This is a genomic window from Sphingomonas sp. SORGH_AS_0870 (assembly GCF_031453175.1).
Classification (GTDB): domain Bacteria; phylum Pseudomonadota; class Alphaproteobacteria; order Sphingomonadales; family Sphingomonadaceae; genus Sphingomonas.
The window spans coordinates 3,695,443-3,715,181 of record NZ_JAVIYW010000002.1; the positions used below are offsets into that span (position 1 = coordinate 3,695,443).

The 19,739-nt window shown below is 64.3% G+C and carries 20 protein-coding genes, 1 tRNA gene and 1 pseudogene; 7 read left to right on the forward strand and 15 right to left on the reverse strand.

Going from position 1 to position 19,739, the window contains the following annotated elements:
* Positions 1 to 31 precede the first annotated feature (31 nt).
* On the forward strand, positions 32 to 607 hold the full coding sequence (locus QE363_RS17165) for an HD domain-containing protein (RefSeq protein WP_309697232.1): 576 nt from the start codon (positions 32 to 34) through the stop codon (positions 605 to 607).
* A 67-nt stretch (positions 608 to 674) separates the two neighbouring features.
* Here the strand turns inward: QE363_RS17165 and QE363_RS17170 are convergent, their stop codons facing one another.
* The gene (locus QE363_RS17170) at positions 675 to 1,373 is read right to left on the reverse strand and encodes a GNAT family N-acetyltransferase (protein WP_309697234.1); all 699 of its coding nucleotides are present in this window, start codon (positions 1,371 to 1,373) and stop codon (positions 675 to 677) included.
* A 73-nt stretch (positions 1,374 to 1,446) separates the two neighbouring features.
* Positions 1,447 to 1,947 (reverse strand): hypothetical protein, encoded by a 501-nt coding sequence (locus QE363_RS17175; RefSeq protein ID WP_309697236.1) that lies wholly within the window; start codon positions 1,945 to 1,947, stop codon positions 1,447 to 1,449.
* Positions 1,948 to 2,333: 386 nt separating this feature from the next.
* On the opposite strand from QE363_RS17175, the gene QE363_RS17180 reads away from it, so the two are divergent.
* Positions 2,334 to 3,206: a DMT family transporter gene (locus tag QE363_RS17180; RefSeq protein WP_309697238.1), complete on the forward strand. Its 873-nt coding sequence runs from the start codon at positions 2,334 to 2,336 to the stop codon at positions 3,204 to 3,206.
* Between the two features lie 59 nt (positions 3,207 to 3,265).
* Here the strand turns inward: QE363_RS17180 and QE363_RS17185 are convergent, their stop codons facing one another.
* From QE363_RS17185 to QE363_RS17195, 3 genes are all read right to left on the reverse strand, one after another.
* Entirely contained in the window at positions 3,266 to 3,841 is a 576-nt protein-coding gene (locus QE363_RS17185) for a hypothetical protein (RefSeq protein WP_309697239.1), read from the reverse strand.
* Between the two features lie 1,352 nt (positions 3,842 to 5,193).
* Positions 5,194 to 5,412 carry a VOC family protein gene (locus QE363_RS17190; protein WP_309697241.1) on the reverse strand — a complete coding sequence of 73 codons (219 nt, stop codon included), beginning with the start codon at positions 5,410 to 5,412 and terminating at the stop codon, positions 5,194 to 5,196.
* Between the two features lie 70 nt (positions 5,413 to 5,482).
* A complete protein-coding gene (locus tag QE363_RS17195) occupies positions 5,483 to 6,514 on the reverse strand; it encodes an NADP-dependent oxidoreductase (RefSeq protein ID WP_309697243.1) in 1,032 nt (343 codons plus the stop codon).
* Positions 6,515 to 6,798: 284 nt separating this feature from the next.
* Here QE363_RS17195 and QE363_RS17200 point away from each other — a divergent pair, with 284 nt between their 5' ends.
* Complete coding sequence (locus QE363_RS17200; RefSeq protein ID WP_309697245.1) at positions 6,799 to 7,167, forward strand: hypothetical protein; 369 nt, start codon at positions 6,799 to 6,801, stop codon at positions 7,165 to 7,167.
* A 110-nt stretch (positions 7,168 to 7,277) separates the two neighbouring features.
* Here QE363_RS17200 and QE363_RS17205 read toward each other — a convergent pair whose 3' ends face one another.
* The 3 genes from QE363_RS17205 to QE363_RS17215 form a co-directional block, all read right to left on the reverse strand.
* On the reverse strand, positions 7,278 to 7,676 hold the full coding sequence (locus QE363_RS17205) for a VOC family protein (RefSeq protein WP_309697227.1): 399 nt from the start codon (positions 7,674 to 7,676) through the stop codon (positions 7,278 to 7,280).
* Positions 7,677 to 7,757: 81 nt separating this feature from the next.
* Positions 7,758 to 8,291 carry a haloacid dehalogenase-like hydrolase gene (locus QE363_RS17210; protein ID WP_405053198.1) on the reverse strand — a complete coding sequence of 178 codons (534 nt, stop codon included), beginning with the start codon at positions 8,289 to 8,291 and terminating at the stop codon, positions 7,758 to 7,760.
* On the reverse strand, positions 8,266 to 8,886 hold the full coding sequence (locus QE363_RS17215; RefSeq protein WP_309697249.1) for a LysE family transporter: 621 nt from the start codon (positions 8,884 to 8,886) through the stop codon (positions 8,266 to 8,268). Before QE363_RS17215 ends, QE363_RS17210 begins: the two co-directional genes overlap by 26 nt.
* Before the next feature lie 87 nt (positions 8,887 to 8,973).
* Here QE363_RS17215 and QE363_RS17220 point away from each other — a divergent pair, with 87 nt between their 5' ends.
* Positions 8,974 to 9,849, forward strand: coding sequence for a LysR family transcriptional regulator (locus QE363_RS17220; protein ID WP_309697251.1), 876 nt, complete (start codon positions 8,974 to 8,976; stop codon positions 9,847 to 9,849).
* A 497-nt stretch (positions 9,850 to 10,346) separates the two neighbouring features.
* Positions 10,347 to 11,390: pseudogene (locus QE363_RS19740) on the forward strand (recombinase family protein); the annotation flags it as partial.
* A gap of 564 nt (positions 11,391 to 11,954) precedes the next feature.
* Here QE363_RS19740 and QE363_RS17235 read toward each other — a convergent pair.
* The 3 genes from QE363_RS17235 to dapB all read right to left on the reverse strand — a co-directional run bounded on the left by QE363_RS17235 (position 11,955) and on the right by dapB (position 13,482).
* Positions 11,955 to 12,031: transfer RNA gene (locus QE363_RS17235), tRNA-Arg, on the reverse strand.
* A gap of 45 nt (positions 12,032 to 12,076) precedes the next feature.
* A complete protein-coding gene (gene nth / locus QE363_RS17240; RefSeq protein ID WP_309697255.1) occupies positions 12,077 to 12,748 on the reverse strand; it encodes an endonuclease III in 672 nt (223 codons plus the stop codon).
* A 5-nt stretch (positions 12,749 to 12,753) separates the two neighbouring features.
* Entirely contained in the window at positions 12,754 to 13,482 is a 729-nt protein-coding gene (dapB, locus tag QE363_RS17245; RefSeq protein WP_309697256.1) for a 4-hydroxy-tetrahydrodipicolinate reductase, read from the reverse strand.
* Positions 13,483 to 13,727: 245 nt separating this feature from the next.
* Between dapB and QE363_RS17250 the strand changes: the two genes are divergently transcribed.
* Both QE363_RS17250 and QE363_RS17255 read left to right on the forward strand, forming a co-directional pair.
* Positions 13,728 to 14,192 (forward strand): hypothetical protein, encoded by a 465-nt coding sequence (locus tag QE363_RS17250; RefSeq protein WP_309697258.1) that lies wholly within the window; start codon positions 13,728 to 13,730, stop codon positions 14,190 to 14,192.
* A gap of 144 nt (positions 14,193 to 14,336) precedes the next feature.
* A complete protein-coding gene (locus QE363_RS17255) occupies positions 14,337 to 15,038 on the forward strand; it encodes an NAD-dependent deacylase (protein WP_309697260.1) in 702 nt (233 codons plus the stop codon).
* Here the strand turns inward: QE363_RS17255 and QE363_RS17260 are convergent.
* The 4 genes from QE363_RS17260 to QE363_RS17275 form a co-directional block, all read right to left on the reverse strand.
* Positions 15,028 to 15,837 (reverse strand): 3'(2'),5'-bisphosphate nucleotidase CysQ, encoded by an 810-nt coding sequence (locus QE363_RS17260; RefSeq protein ID WP_309697262.1) that lies wholly within the window; start codon positions 15,835 to 15,837, stop codon positions 15,028 to 15,030. The genes QE363_RS17255 and QE363_RS17260 overlap by 11 nt on opposite strands.
* A complete protein-coding gene (locus QE363_RS17265) occupies positions 15,824 to 17,170 on the reverse strand; it encodes a metallopeptidase TldD-related protein (protein WP_309697263.1) in 1,347 nt (448 codons plus the stop codon). The genes QE363_RS17260 and QE363_RS17265 overlap by 14 nt, the downstream gene beginning before the upstream one ends.
* A 58-nt stretch (positions 17,171 to 17,228) precedes the next feature.
* Entirely contained in the window at positions 17,229 to 18,959 is a 1,731-nt protein-coding gene (locus tag QE363_RS17270; RefSeq protein ID WP_309697265.1) for a HAMP domain-containing methyl-accepting chemotaxis protein, read from the reverse strand.
* Between the two features lie 150 nt (positions 18,960 to 19,109).
* Entirely contained in the window at positions 19,110 to 19,739 is a 630-nt protein-coding gene (locus QE363_RS17275; protein WP_309697267.1) for a DNA-3-methyladenine glycosylase 2 family protein, read from the reverse strand.

Genomic DNA, 19,739 nt, shown 5'->3' on the forward strand with positions numbered 1-19,739 from the left:
GGAACGGCTGAGGGAGAGTAAGACCACGGTCATGCAAGACCGCCTCAATCGCCAACTGGCCTTCCTTACCGAGATCGACGCCCTTAAATCGGTTGTCCGTCAATCCCGCATCGCGGATGGCAGTCGCCGCGAGAACTCGGCCGAGCACTCATGGCATCTGGCAATGTTCGCGTTGATCCTTGCCGGCGACGAACTTGATGCTGGCAAAATCATTGCGATGCTGCTCATCCACGACATTGTTGAGATCGACGCCGGCGATGCGCCAATCCACGGCGTCCACGATACCGCGGCGCTTGAAGCTGCGGAGCGGCAGGCTGCTGATCGGCTCTTCGGCATATTGCCGACAGATCAGGCGACGCGCCTGCTGTCGCTCTGGCGAGAGTTTGAGACGGCGGAAAGTCCCGAGGCCCGGTTCGCCAAAAGCCTCGATCGACTGCAACCGCTATTGCTGAACACGCTGACCGGTGGAGGCACCTGGACCGAGAACAGCGTGTCGGAACAACAGGTCTATGAACGCTACGGCCCGACCATTGCTGGCGGCTCGCCCCTACTGTGGGAACATGCGCGCACGCTGGTAGCACAGCATTTCGGCGACCGGACACCATAGGCTCAAGGGGGAGCCCGCCTCCCGACTGGGATCGGGAAATGGGAATGCGCGACATTCAAGCCATAGCTTACTCAAGCACGTCGGATGCCACGATCCACTTTCCGAACAGCGCAAAGCCACACGATTTGGCGAGGGCGACGGATGCAAGGTTGTCGAGCTGGCAACGATATTGCGGCTCGTATCCCTCTCGGCGCGCGAAGTCGCTGATCGTCAGGACAACCGTGCGTGCGCAACCTCTTCCCCGAACATCGGGTAGCGTCAGCACGCCGAGGTCCGCGACCGGAGCGTTTTCCCAGAGACATGCGCTGGCGGCGCTGACCAATCGATCGCCGTCGAAGCAACCGAACACCGCCCAGTGATCGATTTCAACGAACGCATCGTCGCGATCCCGCTCTGATGCATCGGCCTGGAACGCCTCGAACGCAGCGCGATCCTTGATCGTGAGGCGACGTGTAGCCATCGATCGATTGGGCTCGATGCAGGTGTCCGCAGGAAGGTAGAACAGATAATCAGGATCGTGCAGGCTGACGCCAGCGCGTGCCAACTGGTCCTGAATGCTGGCGATCGATGTAGCATCTGCCGCGTGGGGACCAATCCGGTCGATCAGCTCGGGCCGCAATACGGTTCGCACCGAGCCGTCCATCCCTTCCAGCATCATCGCCGGACGTTTGGGGTTCAGCTTCTCGCTTACCGCCCACGTCGAGCTGCTGTGGCCAGCGAACGCTTCATGCCAGTAGTCCAGAACGGGCTTGGGAAAGTTCGTCATACGGCGGCACTACCATAACGGCACATCGCCCCGGCAGCCCTCTTTCCCGACGGGGTGATGAAGTGGGGAATGGTCAGACTGTCGCTGCCGTTCGCCCCTTTGCCAACCAGTCGCGTCGAACTGCGATACTGGACGCAAGCCACAGCGCACCAGCAGCCATGAAACCGGCGACCTCGCCGCCTGTAGGGGCTTCGACGATGAATCCCATAATTGCTGCAACAACCAGTGCCGTCCCGAGAATATAGAACGGACGAAAGCCAGCAGCGAAAGCGATTGGCAGGAAATGCAGGCCGACGACCAGCGTCATCGATGGCAACAGAAGATCGGGCCGATGCAGGTTTATAACAATGTTGGCGGCAAGGAAAAGGCCAACGCCTTCACCGATGCTGCTCCACATGATAGCTCGTTCTTCCTTTGGCGACGGCTTGATGCCCTCGCCGGGGGTGCGGATCACATAGCTTGCGGCGAAACCGATCAGGACGAACGCCAAGAAGGGAAGCGCCAGAGCAACCCCGGACAAATGCCACTGCCAATATAGCGTCAACGAAGCGAAAACTGCTCCGAAGAAGCTCATAATTAGCGCACCCCATGCCCCCACAGACGGTCCCCTTTTCTCTACGTAGCCGACTCACAGTACGTCTGCCAGTTGAACTGGTCGAGCGAGATTAGATCAGGCGCTATACCGATGCCTGTTCCCGATTGGGAACGGCCAGTGAGACGGCCGGGGCATTCTCATTGGGATCGGGAAATGGGAAAGCGCGAGGCCACGCCTTGATCGGTAATGCCGGGTTGCGATAGCTGTGCCGTCTCGACTGAGTGGCAACTAGGGTTCCGGACAGGCATCGTCGCTGGACCGAGCGTTGCAGAGACCGCGGGAGTTCCGCGGCTGCACCCAAGGGATAAAAACCCAGGGGAGGAGACGTCGAGATCAACCGGCGCTGCTGCGCCAAAGGGGGTCTCGTGACGCTTGCCTCGCTTCTCCTCATCATCCTGGCTTCGGTGATCCACGCGACGTGGAACTTGCTGGCGAAACGCGCGGCCTCGATCGGTCCGGTATTCGTCTTCGCCTATAATCTGGTCGCCTGCATGGCATATGCGCCGTGGGTGCTTTACCTGCTCAGGCGCGGGGCAATCGACTGGACAATGGAAGGCATCTGTTTCGTGCTGCTCAGCGGCCTGATCCATCTTGCCTACAGCCTGTGCCTACAGCGAGGCTACCAGGTCGCGGACCTATCCGTGGTCTATCCCGTTGCCCGCGGCACCGGGCCGATGCTCTCCACCATCGGCGCGATCCTGTTGCTCGGCGAAACGCCTAGCGGCCGGAGCCTGGGCGGCCTTGCGCTCGTCGTGATCGGGATTGCCCTGATTGCGACGCGGGGCGATCTCGCCGCCTTCCGCCGTCCCGGCGGTCAAGCCGGCGTGCGCTGGGGCACGGCGACCGGCGGACTAATCGCATCCTACACCGTCGTGGACGCCTATGCTGTGAAGGCGCTTGGCATCACGCCGGTCATTCTCGACTGGTTCTCGAACCTCCTGCGCTTCTTCCTGTTGGCCCCCGTCGTTGGGTCGAACCCGCGGCGAGCGATGATCGCCATGAAGGGGCACTGGTGGCTGGCGGTCGGCGTTGGGTTGCTGTCGCCGCTATCCTACATCCTCGTCCTCGCCGCGTTGCAGCGCGGCGCACCGCTCAGCCTCGTCGCGCCCATGCGCGAAATGTCGATGATGGTCGGCGCATTGCTCGCGATGGCGATCTTACGGGAAACGGTCGGCTTCTGGCGCTTGGCCGGGTGCGGCATTCTCATCATGGGCGTGATCGCTCTTGCCGGCGCCTAGGTGATCGTCGCGTTCCCAGAAGGATCCCAATCGGGAATGTCGATGACGCAGCGCGCGCGTCAATTGGCCGGGAAGCGATAAATCTCCTTACCTGCTTTCATCATGGAGATGTGTGGCCCCTTTTCATCGATCCCAACATCTACCCGATCCTTGGTATCGGCGTTGAACAAGCGCAGCGTTGTCGCGCCCGTCGGTTCGGCGATGAACATCGCGTGTTGCTTGGTTTGATCGTCGAGCGTCAGCAGGACATTCGAATATCCGTGGTCGACCGTCGCATATCCGCTCCGCTCATTACCCTGGGCATCAAACAGCAAAATGCCAGACATGGTATCCTCCGGACGACCACCCCGTGATTTGAGCTGATGGCCGTTGATGACGGCATGTGGAAGCGGTGCGCCGATCTTGACACGGGTGACGCCATTCTGATCGACGATATTCAATTCCCGGACACGAAGCACGTCCGTGACCTTACTATCGGGCCGGGTGGTTATCGCTGCGCCGGCGCGAGTACCAACTGCTCCAGCAATAGCCAGAACGCTGCAAACCGAGGCGATCGCTGCGCTTGTGAAGGCGATGCGATACTTGCGTTCAAGACGAGCAAGCCGGTGGTCAAGATCGGCATCGTGGACAGGCATCGTAAGACATCCCCAGGAAGTGTTGTATATATGATACTAATAAGGGCGTTGGGAGCAATATGGATGTGGCGACTACGGACGCCGCTTGCCCATTCGACCATCGAATATCGGGAATGTCCGGGTTTGGTGGTTAGCTGCCATTCCGCAGGCGCCTGTTGTGATAGAAATGGGCGGGTTGTCGCCGATCCTTACCCAACCAACGGAACACCCGCACATTTACGCTGGTCAACAATTGAAGTGCGTTGGATCGATCAATGAGATTGCATAATCGTAGTAGGCGCGCCGCGCTCAACTGCTCCGGACAAATTGCCGTAATGGCCCATTGAGTAGAGTTCACCCTCACTGGGATCGTAACTTCAAGCCCATGCAGTCGCAGCAGACGTGCGATGCCACCAATCTCTTTTAGCGATGCTCGGAATCTGAACTTACTCGGTCGTTCGTCCAAAGACGGCCGCTTTCGGCGATACCTCTTCCTAGCTTCGAAGGTCCAAGGCTTTTCGATCATATGGCAAGATGACGTGTCGCTAGAATGTCCGCAAGTGGGCGTGAGCGGCCCGACGGCTATGGGTGGGGAGCTGACGTTTCGATCAACCTACCGGCAGGTTGATCCCGAGGAACGCCAGAAGAAACACCAGAGCCACGGACGTTGCGAGGGCCAATCCAATCCATCTCTTCGCAACCCGGAGCCGGCGACCAATTGGGTTGGTTCGCTCCCATTCCCAATGTGGTCGATAGAATTCGCGGGCAAGGGGTGGCGGCTGATCTGCTCGATCGTAACGGAGGATGCCTAACATTACGATCACAGCCATCAACATAAGCGGCAGCATCTCCCAACGAATATGCATTTTGGCGTCCCTAATCGATATTCTACGCTAACGGCTTGCCAATGCCGATGGAAGGTGCGCGTTCAGGGAGCTGGCGATCGAGGCGGAACGTCTGGAAATGGGCGCTTTCAGCCATTCCCGTTTGGGAACGGCGATCGAGACGACCGGGGCCTTCTTGATCGCGATCGTGAAGCAGGGAAACGTCCACCGGCCCGTTAACGGGCTGGCGGCTGCATAAGCTCTACCGTGATATGATCGGGGCCGGAAACGTAGGCCACCAACGTTCCCTTCCGCGGACCACCCGCGATCGGCAGCGGGCTACCCTTGGCCTTCCATCCTGCTGCTTCAACGCGAACGATGGCAGCATGGATATTTTTCACGGTTAGAGCCAGGTGGGCCGCACCGACCGCCCAGCGCTGTTGGGAACCGCCCCGTCCTGGTGCCCTTTTGAATATTGCAACAGCTCGACCGCGTAGCCGTCTGGCGCCCTGACGATCGCCGTTTTGACATTGGGATCGTCGACACCAATCACTTGATGCAGGAAGTCCCCCCCATCTCCGACTGCCGCTCGAGCTTGAAGCCGAGCGCTCCTGTCCAGAACTGAACGGCTTCGTCCAATGACGATACAGCGAAGCCCGTGTGGTCCACCGCCATTACGTTTGCGTCGTCGTTCATTGCTGCACTCTCGTTGGGCCGTGCTTGCGGTGTGTGGGCCTGCGCTCCGGCTGCAAACGACGCCAGCAGCATAGCAAACATGATCGTTATGGTGACGTTTTAACGCTGAGGCCTTTTCCTGAAAGGATGCTGTTTTGAGAGACTATTGATCGGCGGAAATACGAACGATCAATTTGCCGAAGTTCCGCCCCCGCAGCAGGTCGATAAAGGCCGAGGGCGCGTTTTCCAGCCCGTCCACCACATCTTCGCGGTAGCGAAGACGCCCGTCGGCAATCCATTGCGCTGCTTGTCGATAGAAATCAGGCCGTTGATCGGCGAACTCGCGCTGAATGAAGCCGCGGATCGTCAGGCTCTTGCTCAAAACATCCCGCATCAGCGTAGGCAGGCGGTCACGGGGACCAGCGGCACCGGGGCGATCATTGTAATGGGCGATCAGGCCGCACACTGGCACCCTTGCGAAGGGATTAAGCAGCGGAAAGACCGCATCCCATACAGCCCCGCCGACATTCTCGAAATAGACGTCGATGCCGTTCGGGCAGGCAGCAGCCAGTTGTTCGGCAAAGTCCGGAGCGCGGTGATCGATCGCAGCATCGAAGCCGAGTTCGTCACGGACGAACGCGCATTTCTCTGGACCACCGGCGATCCCCACCGCCCGCGCACCCTTGATACGGGCGATCTGCCCAACGGCGGACCCGACGGCCCCACTTGCAGCCGCCACGACGACCGTCTCGCCAATTTGCGGACGGCCGATATTGAGAAGACCTGCATAGGCGGTGAAGCCCGGCATGCCGAGGACGCCGAGCGCCGTGGTGATGGGCGCGGCTTTAGGGTCGAGCTTGCGCAGGCCGACGCCATCGGAGAGCGCAAAGCTCTGCCAACCGGAATGCGACAAGACGATATCCCCCTCGGTGTAATCAGGATGGCGAGAGGCGATGACGCGCGCGACGGTTCCGCCCTCCATGACCTCGCCGATCCCAACTGGAGCGGCGTAGGACTTGGCGGCGCTCATCCGTCCCCGCATATATGGATCGAGCGACAGATAAAGGATTTGCAGGAGTAGCTGTCCGTCCCCCGGCTCGGGGACGCTGGCCGTGCGGACCTCGAAATTCCGTGCCTGCGGCTCTCCGTCTGGACGTGAGGCGAGGAGGATGCGCTGGTTTGTGCGGTCGGCCATGGATCGGTTCCTTGCGTGTCGCTTGAAGGTAAGCGAGCGCGCGACGGACCTGCAGCAAGCTTTTCCTTTACGGCTTTCAATCGGCAATGCGGCGCCGTCGCGGAGCATGGAGCGTCGGCATTGCAAAGCGACCAAGACGGCGCCGCGACCGTCTTGCAATGAAACGGCCAGCGAGATGTCCGACGCATTCCCGATGGGATCGAAAAATGGGATGCTGGGGGGCGAACTATCACGTCGCCTTGTCCAAGGGTAAAGGCGGTAGCCTAAACTCCATTGGATACAATATGAACGATACCCCGGCAAAACTCTTCGACAATCCGATCGAGCTATATCGGAAGCTTCAGGCGGCTTGGTCCGCCGAAACCGCGAGTCCTCCTGAGAGCTGGTCCGCCGATAACCCTGCGAAGAATCATTGCAGCGTTACGGCTTTGATCGTTCAGGATCATTTCGGGGGTGACATTCTTACTACTAAGACCGTTGGCGGCACACACTTCTACAATCTCATTGATGGCACGCGGTGGGATTTGACGGTAAGTCAGTTTGCCGAGCCGATCCCGTTTGATGACAATCCGTCTTCTCGTGACGCGGCGATGCGCGACACCACGCCGGAAAAATACGAAGCAGTTACGCGCCGCCTTCAAGCGCAACCTTGATAGTGCAGGCCGCGCCCGCTCCAAAGCGCGGCCGCACGGGTTCACCGCTTCCGATTGGGAACGGCCAGTGAGACGGCCGGGGCATTCTCATTGGGATGGTGAATTGGGAATCATTGTGTGGCGGTGACAGGTTCGATCAAATCCCACCGATTGCCATAGAGGTCCTCGAAGACGGCCACGATGCCATACGGTTCATGGCGAGGCTTCTCGACGAACCGGATGCCCCGCTGGGTGTAAGCAAGATGGTCACGGGCGAAGTCATCGGTTTCGAGGAACAAGAACACCCGACCGCCACTCTGATCGCCGATCGCTCCACGTTGCCTGTCACCGACAGCCCGTGCCAGTAGCAGTCCGCTCGCCGCGCCATGCGGCGCGACCACCACCCACCGCTTGCCATCTGTCATCGCTGTGTCGTCGCGTAACTCGAAGCCAAGCTTTCCGACGAAAAAGTCGATGGCAGTGTCATATTCGTCAACGAGGAGGGCGGTCAGGTTCAGGCGCTGCGGCATCCGGTGAAGCTGCCCTAATCCGGGCGTCGAGCCAACGCCTGCTTCCCATTGGGATCGGATATTGGGAATGCAATCCTATTCTTAAAACTCAGCTGATCGAGAATATCTGGCTCTTCGCTGGTTCGCGAAGGCATCAATCGCGTCTGCATAGGTCGTCGCGACCGGGAGATTCTGACCGGCCCGCCTCGTCTCCGAAGAGGGCCGGAATAGGACGCTGTATGTCGCTGCACGCAACAGTGGGAGATCGTTGAAGGCGTCGCCAATCGCCATTGTGTCGCCGTCGATGCCGGCAAGACATAGCTGCTTGCCAGCCAGGCCGTTCCAATAGGCGCAATGGCCGATGTAGCCTCTGTCGTCGGGGACGAACCGATGACACAGGACACGATCTACCTCGAAGGCAGCGATCAGGACCGAATTCATCGGATCGAAGGAGTCCGTCACCAGTGTGACAGGGCCATGCCGGCGTAGTGCGGCAACGAAGGCGGCCGCCCCGTCATAGGGCGTCATGTCGGCGACCGCGCCGCAGAGTGTGGCCACATCTCCGGCACAAGCACGCCCTTCAGGTCGCAGAAGATATGCAGCGGCGGCCTCATGCCCTTCCTCCAAGGTCGGCAAGCCCTAGCGCAACGCCGAGCAGGATCAGCACCGTGCCGATGATCCGGTTGACGACATGCTGCCGCGCCAGCACCCAGGCCCGGATCGCGGGATGCGAAAGGAAGAGGGCGACCGCCGCGAACCAGGCAAGATGCGACAGCGAGATGATCGCGCCGTAGCTGAGCTTGACCGCCAGCTGCGTCCCCGGTTCAATCGCCTGCGCGTAGAGGCTGACGACGAAGATCGAGGTCTTCGGGTTGAGGGCGTTCGTCAACAGGCCCGTCACCAATGGGCGCCTGCGGTTTCGCGGGGATACTCCCTCCGCCGGTGCCGTCACAGCCTGGGCGGTTGCCATCGTCCACCCGAGCCAGACCAGGTAGAGCGCGCCGGTGAGCTTCAGCACCGACAGGAACTGTGGGAATAGATGGGCGACGAGGCCGAGGCCGAACGCGGCATAGGCAATGTGGAGCCAGCAGCCGAGCGCGATGCCGAGTGCCGCCATGAGGCCGGCGCGCCGGCCATCAATGGCGCTCACCCGCGATATCATCGCGAAGTCGGCGCCGGGACTGATGACGGCCAGCCATATAACGGGAAGGATCAGGAGCAGGTTGGACATGATGGCAATCCGGGTTCGAGGGACCACGCGTCATCTCGCACGCCCGTCGCCTGGAAAATCGAATGTTTGTCGCTTAATCTGTGAACGATGGTCACACATGTTCCGCCCCGACTCCCAGCTCTCGGTTCGCTCCGCGCGTTCGAGGCGGCGGCGCGTCACCGCAGCATGGTTGCCGCAGCGACAGAGCTGAATGTCACGCACGGCGCGATCTCGAAGCAGGTACAGGCGCTTGAAGACGAACTGGGCACGCGGCTATTCGAGCGGCGCAATCGGGGCATCCATCTCACCCATAGGGGGATGTGGCTGGCCGAACGCCTGGAAGCGACGTTCACCGACCTTCATCGGACGATGCGCGACTTTCGGATGCAGGACGACGCTGCCGGCCCGCTAACCGTTTCGTGCGAACCGACACTATGCCTGCGCCTGCTGATCCCGGCGCTGGGCGAACTGAAACAGGCGACTGGCCTAGATTTGCGGGTGCTGGCGGCCGGCGGACCGATCGACTTCGCCCGCGATCACGTCGATTTAGCGATCCGGCGCAGCGACTTCCCCCTGCCGCCCGGCGTGGAGACGGCAATACTAGCCACCGAGCGCATGGGGCCGGTGATGCGGCCCGATCTCACCAAGGCCGGCGGTGACGTGCTACCACGCCTATATAGCGAGACGCGACCGGATGCTTGGCAAGGCTGGGACGATGCTGGTGGGGCGGTGTTTACCGGACCGGCGATCCGCTACCAGCATTTCTACATGGCGATCCAGGCGGCCGAGGCTGGTCAAGGCGTCGCAATGGCTTCGGCTCACATGGTTGCCGACGCGCTCGTGAGTGGGCAACTGGCCGCGCCGCATGGCTTCATGCCCGATGGGACGCACTACCTTGCCATCTGGCCGGGCAACGCGATCGATCCGCGACCCACGATGCTGATTGCGTGGTTGAAAGGTCGGCTGGCTACGCTGCAAGCCTGACTGCACCAATTGCATGACCTTTCCCGGTTGGGAACCCGAGGTAGGATTCCGGTTGAGCCGGGTGGTCCAACGTATGCCCCGGGCATGGGCATTCTCAAAATCCGTTCCCGATTGCCATTTCCCAAAACCACCGTTCTGTGATGGGAAATCGGGAACGCCATCAACCAGCCTGCGATAGACAGCAAGACGTCGAAAACTCGCCTCCTTCTTGTCGACCTGACACGGTGAACCGGTAACGCAGGCACTTCTGGAAAATTCGCGAGCGCCCCCCGCAACGGCGTCGCGTCGAACCTGCCACGCCCGGCCCATGAGCCGGCGCGCATCACCTCCAACGACCCAAGTGACCTCCGCGTCGCCGGGCAGTCATGCGCGTATAAACGATCCGGGGCTTGTCAGCGCGGCCTTCGACGATTCATGGTCGACCCTCGAACAGGAGGTCGCGCTGATCGATCGGCTGTTCGGCGGCGAGATCGCCGCGCTGTTCGAAAGGTCTAACAATGGGAAGCGACACGTTCGCGGGTAAGCGCGTCTTCGTCTATGCGCGGGTATCGACGACGCGGCAGGAAAAGAACGACTTGTCGTTGCCGGATCAGATCGCCACCGCCGAACGCTGGATCGAGGATCATGGCGCGCAGTCCGTCAGGGTCTTCTCGGAAGCGGGCAGCGCGACTGACGATCATCGGCGAGCCTTTCGTGAGATGATCGCGCTCGCCGAGTCGAATGAGCGTCCGGTCGACATCATCCTCGCGCATTCGCTGTCGCGGCTGTTCCGCAACGCGCTCGACTTCATGCAGTATCGCGAGCGACTCCGCAGCAAGAAAATCCGCATTATTTCGGTGACGCAGGATTTCGGCGACGATCCGACGTCCGACCTAGCCGTGTCGATGCTCGCCATCTTCGACGAATATCATTCGGCCGAGAACGCCAAGCATGTTCGCCGCACCATGGTGGCCAATGCCGTGAACGGCTTTTGGAACGGGCAGACACCGCCGATCGGCTTCCGCACCTGCACCGTGCCGCAGGCGCGCGGCAAGGACCGCAAGAAGCTGGAGCACGACCCCGAGACGGTCGACATGGTCCGCTACATCTTCAAAACGTATCGCGAAGGCACGGCGAGCGGCCCGATCGGCGTCACGGGCTTGGCGCATCACCTCAACGAACGCGGCTATCGCATCCGGGGCAAGCGGTTCAGCATCGGGACGCTGCACAACATCCTGACTAACACCGCCTATATAGGCTATGTCATCTTCAACCGCCGGAATTCTCGCACCGGTGAGACGCGGCCGGAAAGCGAGTGGGTGCCGATCCCGGTGCCGCCGATCATTGATGAAGAGACGTTCTACGCGGTCCGCCAGCAGATGGCCGACCGCGACCCGCGGATGGGCGAAGCGGCCGCGAAGACGAATACGAATCTGCTGACCAGCCGCGCGGTCTGCGGTTGCGGTGGGGACGGTTGCGGCGCCGGGATGATGACGAGCACCGGCAAATCCGGCCAGTATCGCTATTACGCCTGTTCGGCGCGGATCAAGCGCGGGCCGGACGCGTGCACGGGACGCCGCGTTCCGATGGAGCAGCTGGACGATCTGGTCGTCGGCGCGGTGACCCGTCATCTCGTCCAGCCGGAACGGCTGACCACGCTTCTGCAGACATGGCTGGACCGGTCGGCCACCGCCGTCGCGGAGCGCGCCGCTGAACTTAAGCGGCTACGCGCCCGACTGACCCAACTCGATGGCGAAAGCGCTAGCGTAATCAGGCTGGTCCGGAACAACACGCTGAGCCCCGACGATCCGCAAGTCGCCAGTGAACTCGGCAACATCCGTGCGCAGAAGGCCAGCACCCAAGCCGACATCGCCGTCCTCGAACGGCAGCTCGACGCTGGTGATCGGCGAATCACGCCTGAAATCATCGCCCGGTTCGGCGATCTGCTTCGCCGTAAGCTAGACGAATCGGACGGCAGGATGCGCAAGGAATACATCCACCTGCTCGTGGACCGCGTCGAAGTCGGCGACCGCGAGGTTCGGATCACGGGGCGCAACGCGATGCTGGAACGCGCGATCATAGCATCCCAGACGCCGAGTGCCGCAGTGCCCAAAGCTGAACAGAAATGGCGCACCCGACAGGATTCGAACCTGTGGCCTCTGCCTTCGGAGGGCAGCGCTCTATCCAGCTGAGCTACGGGTGCGTGGGCGAGCCGACTAGCATCGCCCGTCCGCACGCGCCAGCCCTTTTATGCCGCCACGGGCGCTTTTCCGGATTTGGCCGCAGGGGCGGGCGTCTTGGGGCGATAGGCGCACAGGTCCTCGACCGGGCAGCGCCAGCATTCGGGCCGCCGGGCCTTGCAGATATAACGGCCGTGCAGGATCAGCCAGTGATGGGCATGGACGCGGAACGGCGCGGGCGTCGCCTTATCCAGCTTGAGTTCGACTGCCAGCACCGTCTTGCCCTTGGCCAGCCCGGTGCGGTTGCAGACGCGGAAGATATGCGTGTCGACCGCGAAGGTCTCCTGCCCGAAGGCCACGTTCAGCACGACATTGGCGGTCTTGCGCCCCACGCCGGGCAGCCGCTCCAGCGCGGCGCGATCCTCCGGCACCTCGCCGCCATAATCGTCGACCAGCATCTGCGACAGGGCGATGACGTTCTTGGCCTTGGTGTTGAACAGGCCGATCGTCTTGATGTGCTGTTTCAGCCCATCCTCGCCCAGTTCGAGCATCTTTTGCGGCGTGTCGACCTCGGCGAATAAGGCGCGCGTCGCCTTGTTGACGCCGATATCGGTGGCCTGCGCGGACAGCGCGACCGCGACCACCAACGTATAGGGGTTGCGGAACTCCAGCTCGGTCTCGGGATGCGGGTTCGCCTCCGCCAGCCGGTGATAGAATTCGACGACGTCCGCCTTCTTCATGTCCGTTACAGGCCCAGCACGTCGCCCATGCGATAGCGGCCCGGCGCCTGCCCCGCGAGCCACAGCGCCGCGCGCACCGCGCCCCGCGCGAAGATGCTGCGGTCCTGCGCGAAATGGCCCAGCGTCACCCGCTCGCCCTCGCCCGCGAAGATCACCTCGTGATCGCCGATCACCGAGCCCCCGCGCAGGGCCGCAAGCCCGATCGTCCCCTCGGTCCGCGCGCCCACCAGCCCGGCACGGCCATCGACGCGCAGTTCGGACAGCGGATGCCCCCGCCCCGCCGCCGCCGCTTCGCCCAGAAGGAGCGCGGTGCCCGAGGGCGCATCGACCTTGTGCCGGTGGTGCATCTCGGTGATCTCGATATCCCAGTCGCTGCCCAGCCGCGCCGCCGCCTCGCGCACCAGATTGGCGAGCAGCGTGATGCCGAGCGAGGTGTTGCCGGTCTGGAGCACCGCGATGTCCGCGGCCGCCGCGTCGATCGCGGCATGCTGCGCGAGCGACAGGCCGGTAGTGCCGATCACGATCGGGGTGCGCGCCGCGCGGGCGGCCGCCAGATGCGCGTCGAGCGCGCCCGCGATCGAGAAATCCACCAGCACATCGGCCGCCTTGGCCAGTGCGTCCGGGTCGTCGCGCGAGTCGCACCCGCCCGCGAGCGTGGCGCCCTCGCCCTCGATCAGCTCGGCAATGGCGCGGCCCATGCGCCCGGCGCTGCCATAGATACCGATGGCGGTCATGCGGGGGCCTTTGGCGACAGGAGAGTGCGGGTGGTCATGCGAATTTCCTTGGCACAGGTCCGGGCGAGTGGAAACCGGCGGTTAGCGATCGCAGAACCGATCAACGATCATTTGTGCGGCGGGTCGCGCAAAATTTTATTGCCAATCCGTCCGCCGAGCCGATGCTATGATCTGTGATGCAGAGCCGGTACTGCCCGGAATAGCGACGGGGACGAACAATCTTGCACCGCGCGATAAGGATGCTGATGATCGCAGTGCTGCCCCTGCCGCTCATCGCCTGTGGGAAACGCGAGATGCCCCCAACCGCAGAACAACTCCACGCCGAGCAGAAACGATCCACCTATGGTCCCACGACTGATTGGCGGCTCTCCGACGCGACGTGGTCGCGTTCGACTCAAAAGATGCGCGATCGGGCCTATCTGTTCTGTTGGCAAAAGCGACGTGGTGATCCACAATGTCCGCCGTCACAGGATTTCGCACTCATCCTGGCCAATCATGCCGAAAGCAATGCGCGCGCCGCTGTCCGCGGCGAGAGACTTGGCATGCCCTTTTTCGATGCGATCCGTCAGCGTCCCGATGCCTACATCGCAGCCCGACAACACTGCATGATAGTCTATCAGGATGGAGGAGCGGCTGATGCCCGGAGTCTGGGACCATGCCTTACCAACGCCGTGGGCGGCGATTATTTCGGCATCGTGCCTGTACCATGAAAAGGCTCTCCGGGCATTTCGACGCTCCTGCCGCCAAAGGCTTCGCGATGAGTGGCATCCTGTTGATCGCCGCACTGAAAACGACCTCTTGTACCGTTAAGGCTGGATCGTTTCACCCAGGCAATGGCAAGGACTCTCTTTCAGATGACCGTGATCCCGAACATCGTCATCCTGACCGGCGCAGGCATCTCTGCGGAGTCCGGCATCGCCACCTTTCGCGGCCCCGGCGGATTGTGGGAAGGGCACCGGGTCGAGGATGTGTGCACGCCCGAGGCGCTCGCCGCCGATCCAGACCTTGTCCACCTTTTCTATGATCGGCGGCGGGCGGCGCTGGCCGATGTCGTGCCCAATGCGGCGCATGCGGCGCTGGCGCGGCTGGATCGGGCGTGGTCGGGCGAGTTGCTGATCGTCACGCAGAATGTCGATGACCTGCACGAGCGGGCGGGGGCGAAGCGGCTGTTGCATATGCACGGCGCGTTGAAACGGGTCCTGTGCGCGGGCTGCGAGGAGCGGTTCGACTGGCATGATGATCTGCCGCCGGGCTCCCCCTGCCCCGCCTGTGCGTCGCCCGCGCTTCGCCCCGACATCGTGTTCTTCGGCGAGATCCCCTATCACATGAACCGGATCGAGGCGGCGCTGGCCGAGGCCGATCTGTTCGTGTCGATCGGCACCTCGGGCGCGGTCTATCCCGCCGCCGGGTTCGTGCGGATGGCGCGCGAATATGGCGCGGCGACGCTGGAGCTGAACCTCGATCGCTCGGAGGGAAGCGGCTGGTTCGACGAAAGCCGCCTGGGTCCGGCGGGGCAGCTGGTGCCCGAATGGGTCGAGCAGATGCTCAGCCGGTGAGGGGTACGATGACCTCGCGGGCGCGGGGGCCGAGCCGTTCGACCGCCGGAGCCTGAAGCCCGCGCGCCGTCACCAGGACGCCAAAGGCGCGCGGATCGGGCTTGTTGAAGAGCAGCGGCTGGCCCAGCGCATCGGCGACCCCGGCCCCCGCCTCGGACGCGATCAGCGCGGCGGCGGCGATGTCCCATTCATTGCCCCAGCGCAGCGTGGCGACCAGATCGGCCTCGTCGGCGGCGACCATCGCGATGCGCAGCGCGATCGAGTTGGGCTTGAAGACGGCGACCAGATCGCGATCGGCCTTGGGCAGCGCATCGACCGGCACCCGCGCACCGGGCATCTGGCGGCAATAGCCCGCACTCAGCGCGCGCCCGTTGCGCGTCGCACCCTGCCCCGCCTGCGCCAGCCACAGCTCGCCGCGCGCGGGGGCGGCCAGCACGCCGATCACCGGCCGCCCGTCCTCGACCAACGCGACCGACACCGCCCAGCCCTCGCGCCCCCGGATATAGTCGCGCGTGCCGTCGATCGGATCGACCACCCAGACCCGGCGCGCGGCCAGCCGGTCGGGCTTGTCCGCCGTCTCCTCGGACAGCCAGCCCGCATCGGGGACCAGCGCGGTCAGCCGGGCATGGAGCATCCGGTCGACGTCCAGATCGACCTCGCACACCGGGCTGCCGGGGGTCTTTTCCCATTGGCGGAAATCGGTGCGCCAGCGGGCGAGCGCCATCGCCGCCGCCTCGCGCGCCGCCGCCACGACCGCCGGGATCAGGTCCCGGGCGGGGATCGGGTCAGCCGCCGGCAACCGTCATTCCATTGATGCGCAGCGTGGGCACGTTGACGCCGTAGCGGAACTCCAGATCATGGGCCGGGGTCATGGCGAGGAACATATCCTTCAGATTGCCTGCCACGGTGAACTCCGCAACCGGCTCCGCGATCCGCCCGCCGACGATGCGAAAGCCCGCCGCGCCCCGGCTATAGTCGCCGGTGACGGGATTGACCCCGCTGCCGATCAGCTCGGTCACATAGACGCCGTCGGCGATGTCGCCGATCAGCGTGTCGACCGGCACCCGGCCCGCCGCCATATAGAGGTTGCTGGTCGAGACGCCCGGCGCACCCGCCGTGCCGCGCGCGGCATGGCCGGTCGGCTCCAGCCCCAGCTGCCGCGCGGAGGCGGAATCGAGCAGCCAGGTCTCCAGCACCCCGTCCTCGACGATCGCGGTCGGCGACACCGCCAGCCCTTCGCCATCGAAGGGGCGCGAGCGCAGGCCGTGCGGGCGGTGCGGATCGTCCTCGATACGGATGCCCTCGGCCATCACCCGCTCGCCCAGCCGGTCGAGCAGGAAGCTGGTCCGCCGCGTGATCGCCGCCCCCGCGATCGCCGAGACGAGATGCCCGACCAGCGACGATCCGACGCGCGGATCGAACACCACCGGCATCGCGCCGCTCGCCAGCTTGCCGGGGTTCAACCGCGCCACGGTCCGCTCGCCCGCGCGCGTGCCGATCGCCTCGGGGCTTTCGAGCAGGCGACGCAGGCGCGCGCCATGATGCGCATAATCGCGCTGCATGCCCGCGCCCTCGCCCGCCACGACACTGACCGACAGGCCATAGCCGGTGGCGGCATAGCCCGCCGCGAATCCATGGCTGGTGGCTAGCGCGGTGACGATGCGTGAGGCGGAGGCGCCGCCGCCTTCGGAATTGGTCACGCCGGGCACCGCGCGCGCGGCTTCCTCGGCGGCGAGCGCGGCGGCGCGCAGCGCCTCGGGCGCGACCTCGCCGCCATCGTCCAGGTCGAGCATCGGCGGCGCGCCGTGCAGCAGCCGCTCCTCGGGCGCCAGGCCCGCCCAGCGATCCTCCGGCGCCTCGCGCGCCATCGCGACCGCGCGTTCGACCGCGCGGTCCATCGCATCGCCCGACAGGTCCGAGGTCGAGACGCTGGCCGAGCGCCGCCCGACGAACACGCGCAGCCCCAGCTCCTCGCTTTCCGACCGTCCGACATCCTCCAGCGTGCCCAGCCGTACCGACACCTCCAGCGCGGCATCGGCAGCAAAGATGGCGTCGGCGGCATCGGCTCCGGCGGCACGGGCGCGGGCGACGATATCGGCGGCCCGGTCGCGGGCCTGTTCGGGGGTCAACATGCCACAGGACTTAAGGGCGCATGCGCGGCGATGCCAGTCCCCACGAACCCGCGCCCCGTCAGCCGGCCCGCGCCAGCGCCAGTACCGGGCGCGACGCGGCGGCGGGCGCCCGGACCGCCGGTCCGTCCCCGCGCGTCAGCCGGAACTGCGCCACCTCGTGCGCCAGCCCCTCGGCCTCTGCCGCCAGATGACGCGCGGCGGCATGGGCCTGTTCGACCATGGCGGCATTTTGCTGGGTCGATCCGTCCATGTCGGCGACCGCGAGATTCACCTGTTGCAACCCGGTCGCCTGGCGCTGTGCCGAGGTCGCGATCTCGGCGACGAGCCCGGCAATCTCCTCGATCCGTACCGAAATCGCCTCCAGCGCGCGCCCCGCCTCGCTGACCAGCCCGACACCCATGCCGATCTGCGACGACGAGGTCTGGATACGCTCCTTCACATCCTTGGCCGCGTCGGCCGAACGCTGGGCGAGCGCGCGCACCTCGCTGGCGACGACGGCAAAGCCCTTGCCCGCATCGCCCGCGCGTGCTGCCTCCACCCCGGCGTTCAGCGCCAGCAGGTTCGTCTGGAACGCGATGCCGTCGATGACCGTGATGATCTCGGAAATCTCGCCCGAGGAGCGTTCGATCGCCCCCATGGCATCGACCGCGCGGCGGACGACCTTGCCCGATTCCTGCGTGTCGCGGTGCGCGGCGGTGACGGCCGCGTTGACGCGCGTCGCACCCCCGGCCGTCTCGCGGACCCCGGTGGTGATCTCGTCCATCGCCGCCGCCGTCTCCTCCAGGCTGGCCGCCTGCTGCTCGGTACGCTGCGACAGGTCGTCGGACGCCGAGCGGACCTCCGTCGCCCCCGTCCTGACATGGCCCGCCGACGCCGCGACGCGCGACAGCGTCTGGGTCAGCCGCTCCATCGTCGCGTCGAAGGACAGGGCCAGCCCGCGATATTCCACCGGCAGCGTGTTCCCGATCCGGTGCGTCATATTGCCTTCGCCCAGTTGGTCGAGCGCGCAGGCCAGTTCGCGCACCACAATTTCCTGCTTGTCGGCGTTGGTCCGCTGCGCCAGCGCGGCGACGCGGAACACCTCGACCGCCGAGACCATGGTCCCGATCTCGTCAGTGCGCTCGCCCCCGTCGAGCGCCAGCGCCAGGTCGCCGCCCGCCATCCGGCGCATCGCATCGGCGGTCGCCCCGACCGGCCCCAACACGCGGCGCATGAGATAGACCAGCCCGCCCGCCAGCAGCGCGCCGATGACCAGGCCCAGCGCCACCAGGATCGCGATCGTGCTGTGCAGCGACGTCAGGCTGGCATCGGTCACACGCCCCTTTGCCCGGGTGACGGACGCGACCAGCGTGTCGATGTCGCGGCGATGCGCGGCATAGGCCTGGGTCAGCCGGGCATAGCTGGTCTCGGCCGCGGCGCGGTCGCCGCGCTGGATGGCGGGGATCGTCACATCGTCCAGCTCGGTCCAGAAGCGGTCGGCGTGACGCGCCGCCTGGTCGACGAGCAGCGGCTTCAGCCCGTCGCCGATCGCCGAGCGCCGCCAGCGCGCGATGCTCGCCCGGAAATCCTTCTCCAGCATGGCCAGCGCGGCCCGGCGCCGGGGCAGCGTTTCCGGATGCTGGACGAGCAGCGTCGCCTCCAGATAGGGCTCGATGATATAGGCGGGCGGCGGCAGGATATCCGCCTGAAGATCGCTGATCTCCTGATTGGCGTCGGCCAGGGGGCCACCGATCCGGATGCGGTCGATCTCGAATCCGGTCACACCCCCGCCCACGACCAGCATGGCCATTATGGACAGGCCGCCCGTTCGACACTTTTCTTTGATATTCAAGAGATTGGCTCCTCACCCTCTCTCCTGATACCAATCAAAACTTAAGATATGTTGTTTCGGCGGTTCAACGGTTGCTCATTCCGGGCATGCCGTCGACCCGCCTTTTCCTCAGACCGGGGCCGCATCCGCGCCCGCGCCATAATGATGCCAGGTGAAGATCGCCAAGGCGCTGCGATGGGGGCGAAACGCTTCCGCCAGAGCACGCACCTGCTTTTCCGAGGGCCGCGTGTCGTGGCCCAGGATCCGACCCATCTCGATCTGCACCGCCAGATCCCCGGCGGGCCAGATATCGGTCCGCCCCTCGGCGAACAGCAGATAAACCTCCGCCGACCAGCGGCCGATGCCCTTCACCGCGACCAGTTGCGCGATCGCCTCTTCGTCATCCTCGGGCAGATTGGCCAGATCGAGGCGGCCGCTCGTCACCTCTTCGGCCAGGCTGCGCAGATAGCCCGCCTTCTGGCGCGAGATGCCCGCGCCTCGCAGCGCCTCGTCGGTGATGCCGTGCATCCGGGTCGGATCGGTCGCATCGCCCAGCAATTCGTGCAGCCGCCGCCAATGCGCATCCGCCGAGGCGACCGAGACCTGCTGGCCCAATATGGTGCGGACCAGCGTGGCATAGCCGCGCGCGCGGATACGCGGCTCGGGATAGCCGATGCGCGCCACGGCCGCGGCGATGGCGGGCTCGGCAGCGGCCAGCGCGTCGAGACTTTCGCGAATCTGTTCGGCGCTCAGCCCCAT

Coding starts and splice junctions, on each gene's coding strand:
- QE363_RS17165 (WP_309697232.1), top strand. CDS start 32: ATGCAAGACCGCCTCAATCGCCAACTGGCCTTCCTTACCGAGATCGAC.
- QE363_RS17170 (WP_309697234.1), bottom strand. CDS start 1,373: ATGACGAACTTTCCCAAGCCCGTTCTGGACTACTGGCATGAAGCGTTC.
- QE363_RS17175 (WP_309697236.1), bottom strand. CDS start 1,947: ATGAGCTTCTTCGGAGCAGTTTTCGCTTCGTTGACGCTATATTGGCAG.
- QE363_RS17185 (WP_309697239.1), bottom strand. CDS start 3,841: ATGCCTGTCCACGATGCCGATCTTGACCACCGGCTTGCTCGTCTTGAA.
- QE363_RS17190 (WP_309697241.1), bottom strand. CDS start 5,412: ATGCTGCTGGCGTCGTTTGCAGCCGGAGCGCAGGCCCACACACCGCAA.
- QE363_RS17195 (WP_309697243.1), bottom strand. CDS start 6,514: ATGGCCGACCGCACAAACCAGCGCATCCTCCTCGCCTCACGTCCAGAC.
- QE363_RS17200 (WP_309697245.1), top strand. CDS start 6,799: ATGAACGATACCCCGGCAAAACTCTTCGACAATCCGATCGAGCTATAT.
- QE363_RS17205 (WP_309697227.1), bottom strand. CDS start 7,676: ATGCCGCAGCGCCTGAACCTGACCGCCCTCCTCGTTGACGAATATGAC.
- QE363_RS17215 (WP_309697249.1), bottom strand. CDS start 8,886: ATGTCCAACCTGCTCCTGATCCTTCCCGTTATATGGCTGGCCGTCATC.
- QE363_RS17220 (WP_309697251.1), top strand. CDS start 8,974: ATGGTCACACATGTTCCGCCCCGACTCCCAGCTCTCGGTTCGCTCCGC.
- nth (WP_309697255.1), bottom strand. CDS start 12,748: ATGAAGAAGGCGGACGTCGTCGAATTCTATCACCGGCTGGCGGAGGCG.
- dapB (WP_309697256.1), bottom strand. CDS start 13,482: ATGACCGCCATCGGTATCTATGGCAGCGCCGGGCGCATGGGCCGCGCC.
- QE363_RS17250 (WP_309697258.1), top strand. CDS start 13,728: ATGATCGCAGTGCTGCCCCTGCCGCTCATCGCCTGTGGGAAACGCGAG.
- QE363_RS17255 (WP_309697260.1), top strand. CDS start 14,337: ATGACCGTGATCCCGAACATCGTCATCCTGACCGGCGCAGGCATCTCT.
- QE363_RS17265 (WP_309697263.1), bottom strand. CDS start 17,170: ATGTTGACCCCCGAACAGGCCCGCGACCGGGCCGCCGATATCGTCGCC.
- QE363_RS17270 (WP_309697265.1), bottom strand. CDS start 18,959: ATGGCCATGCTGGTCGTGGGCGGGGGTGTGACCGGATTCGAGATCGAC.
- QE363_RS17275 (WP_309697267.1), bottom strand. CDS start 19,739: ATGGGGCTGAGCGCCGAACAGATTCGCGAAAGTCTCGACGCGCTGGCC.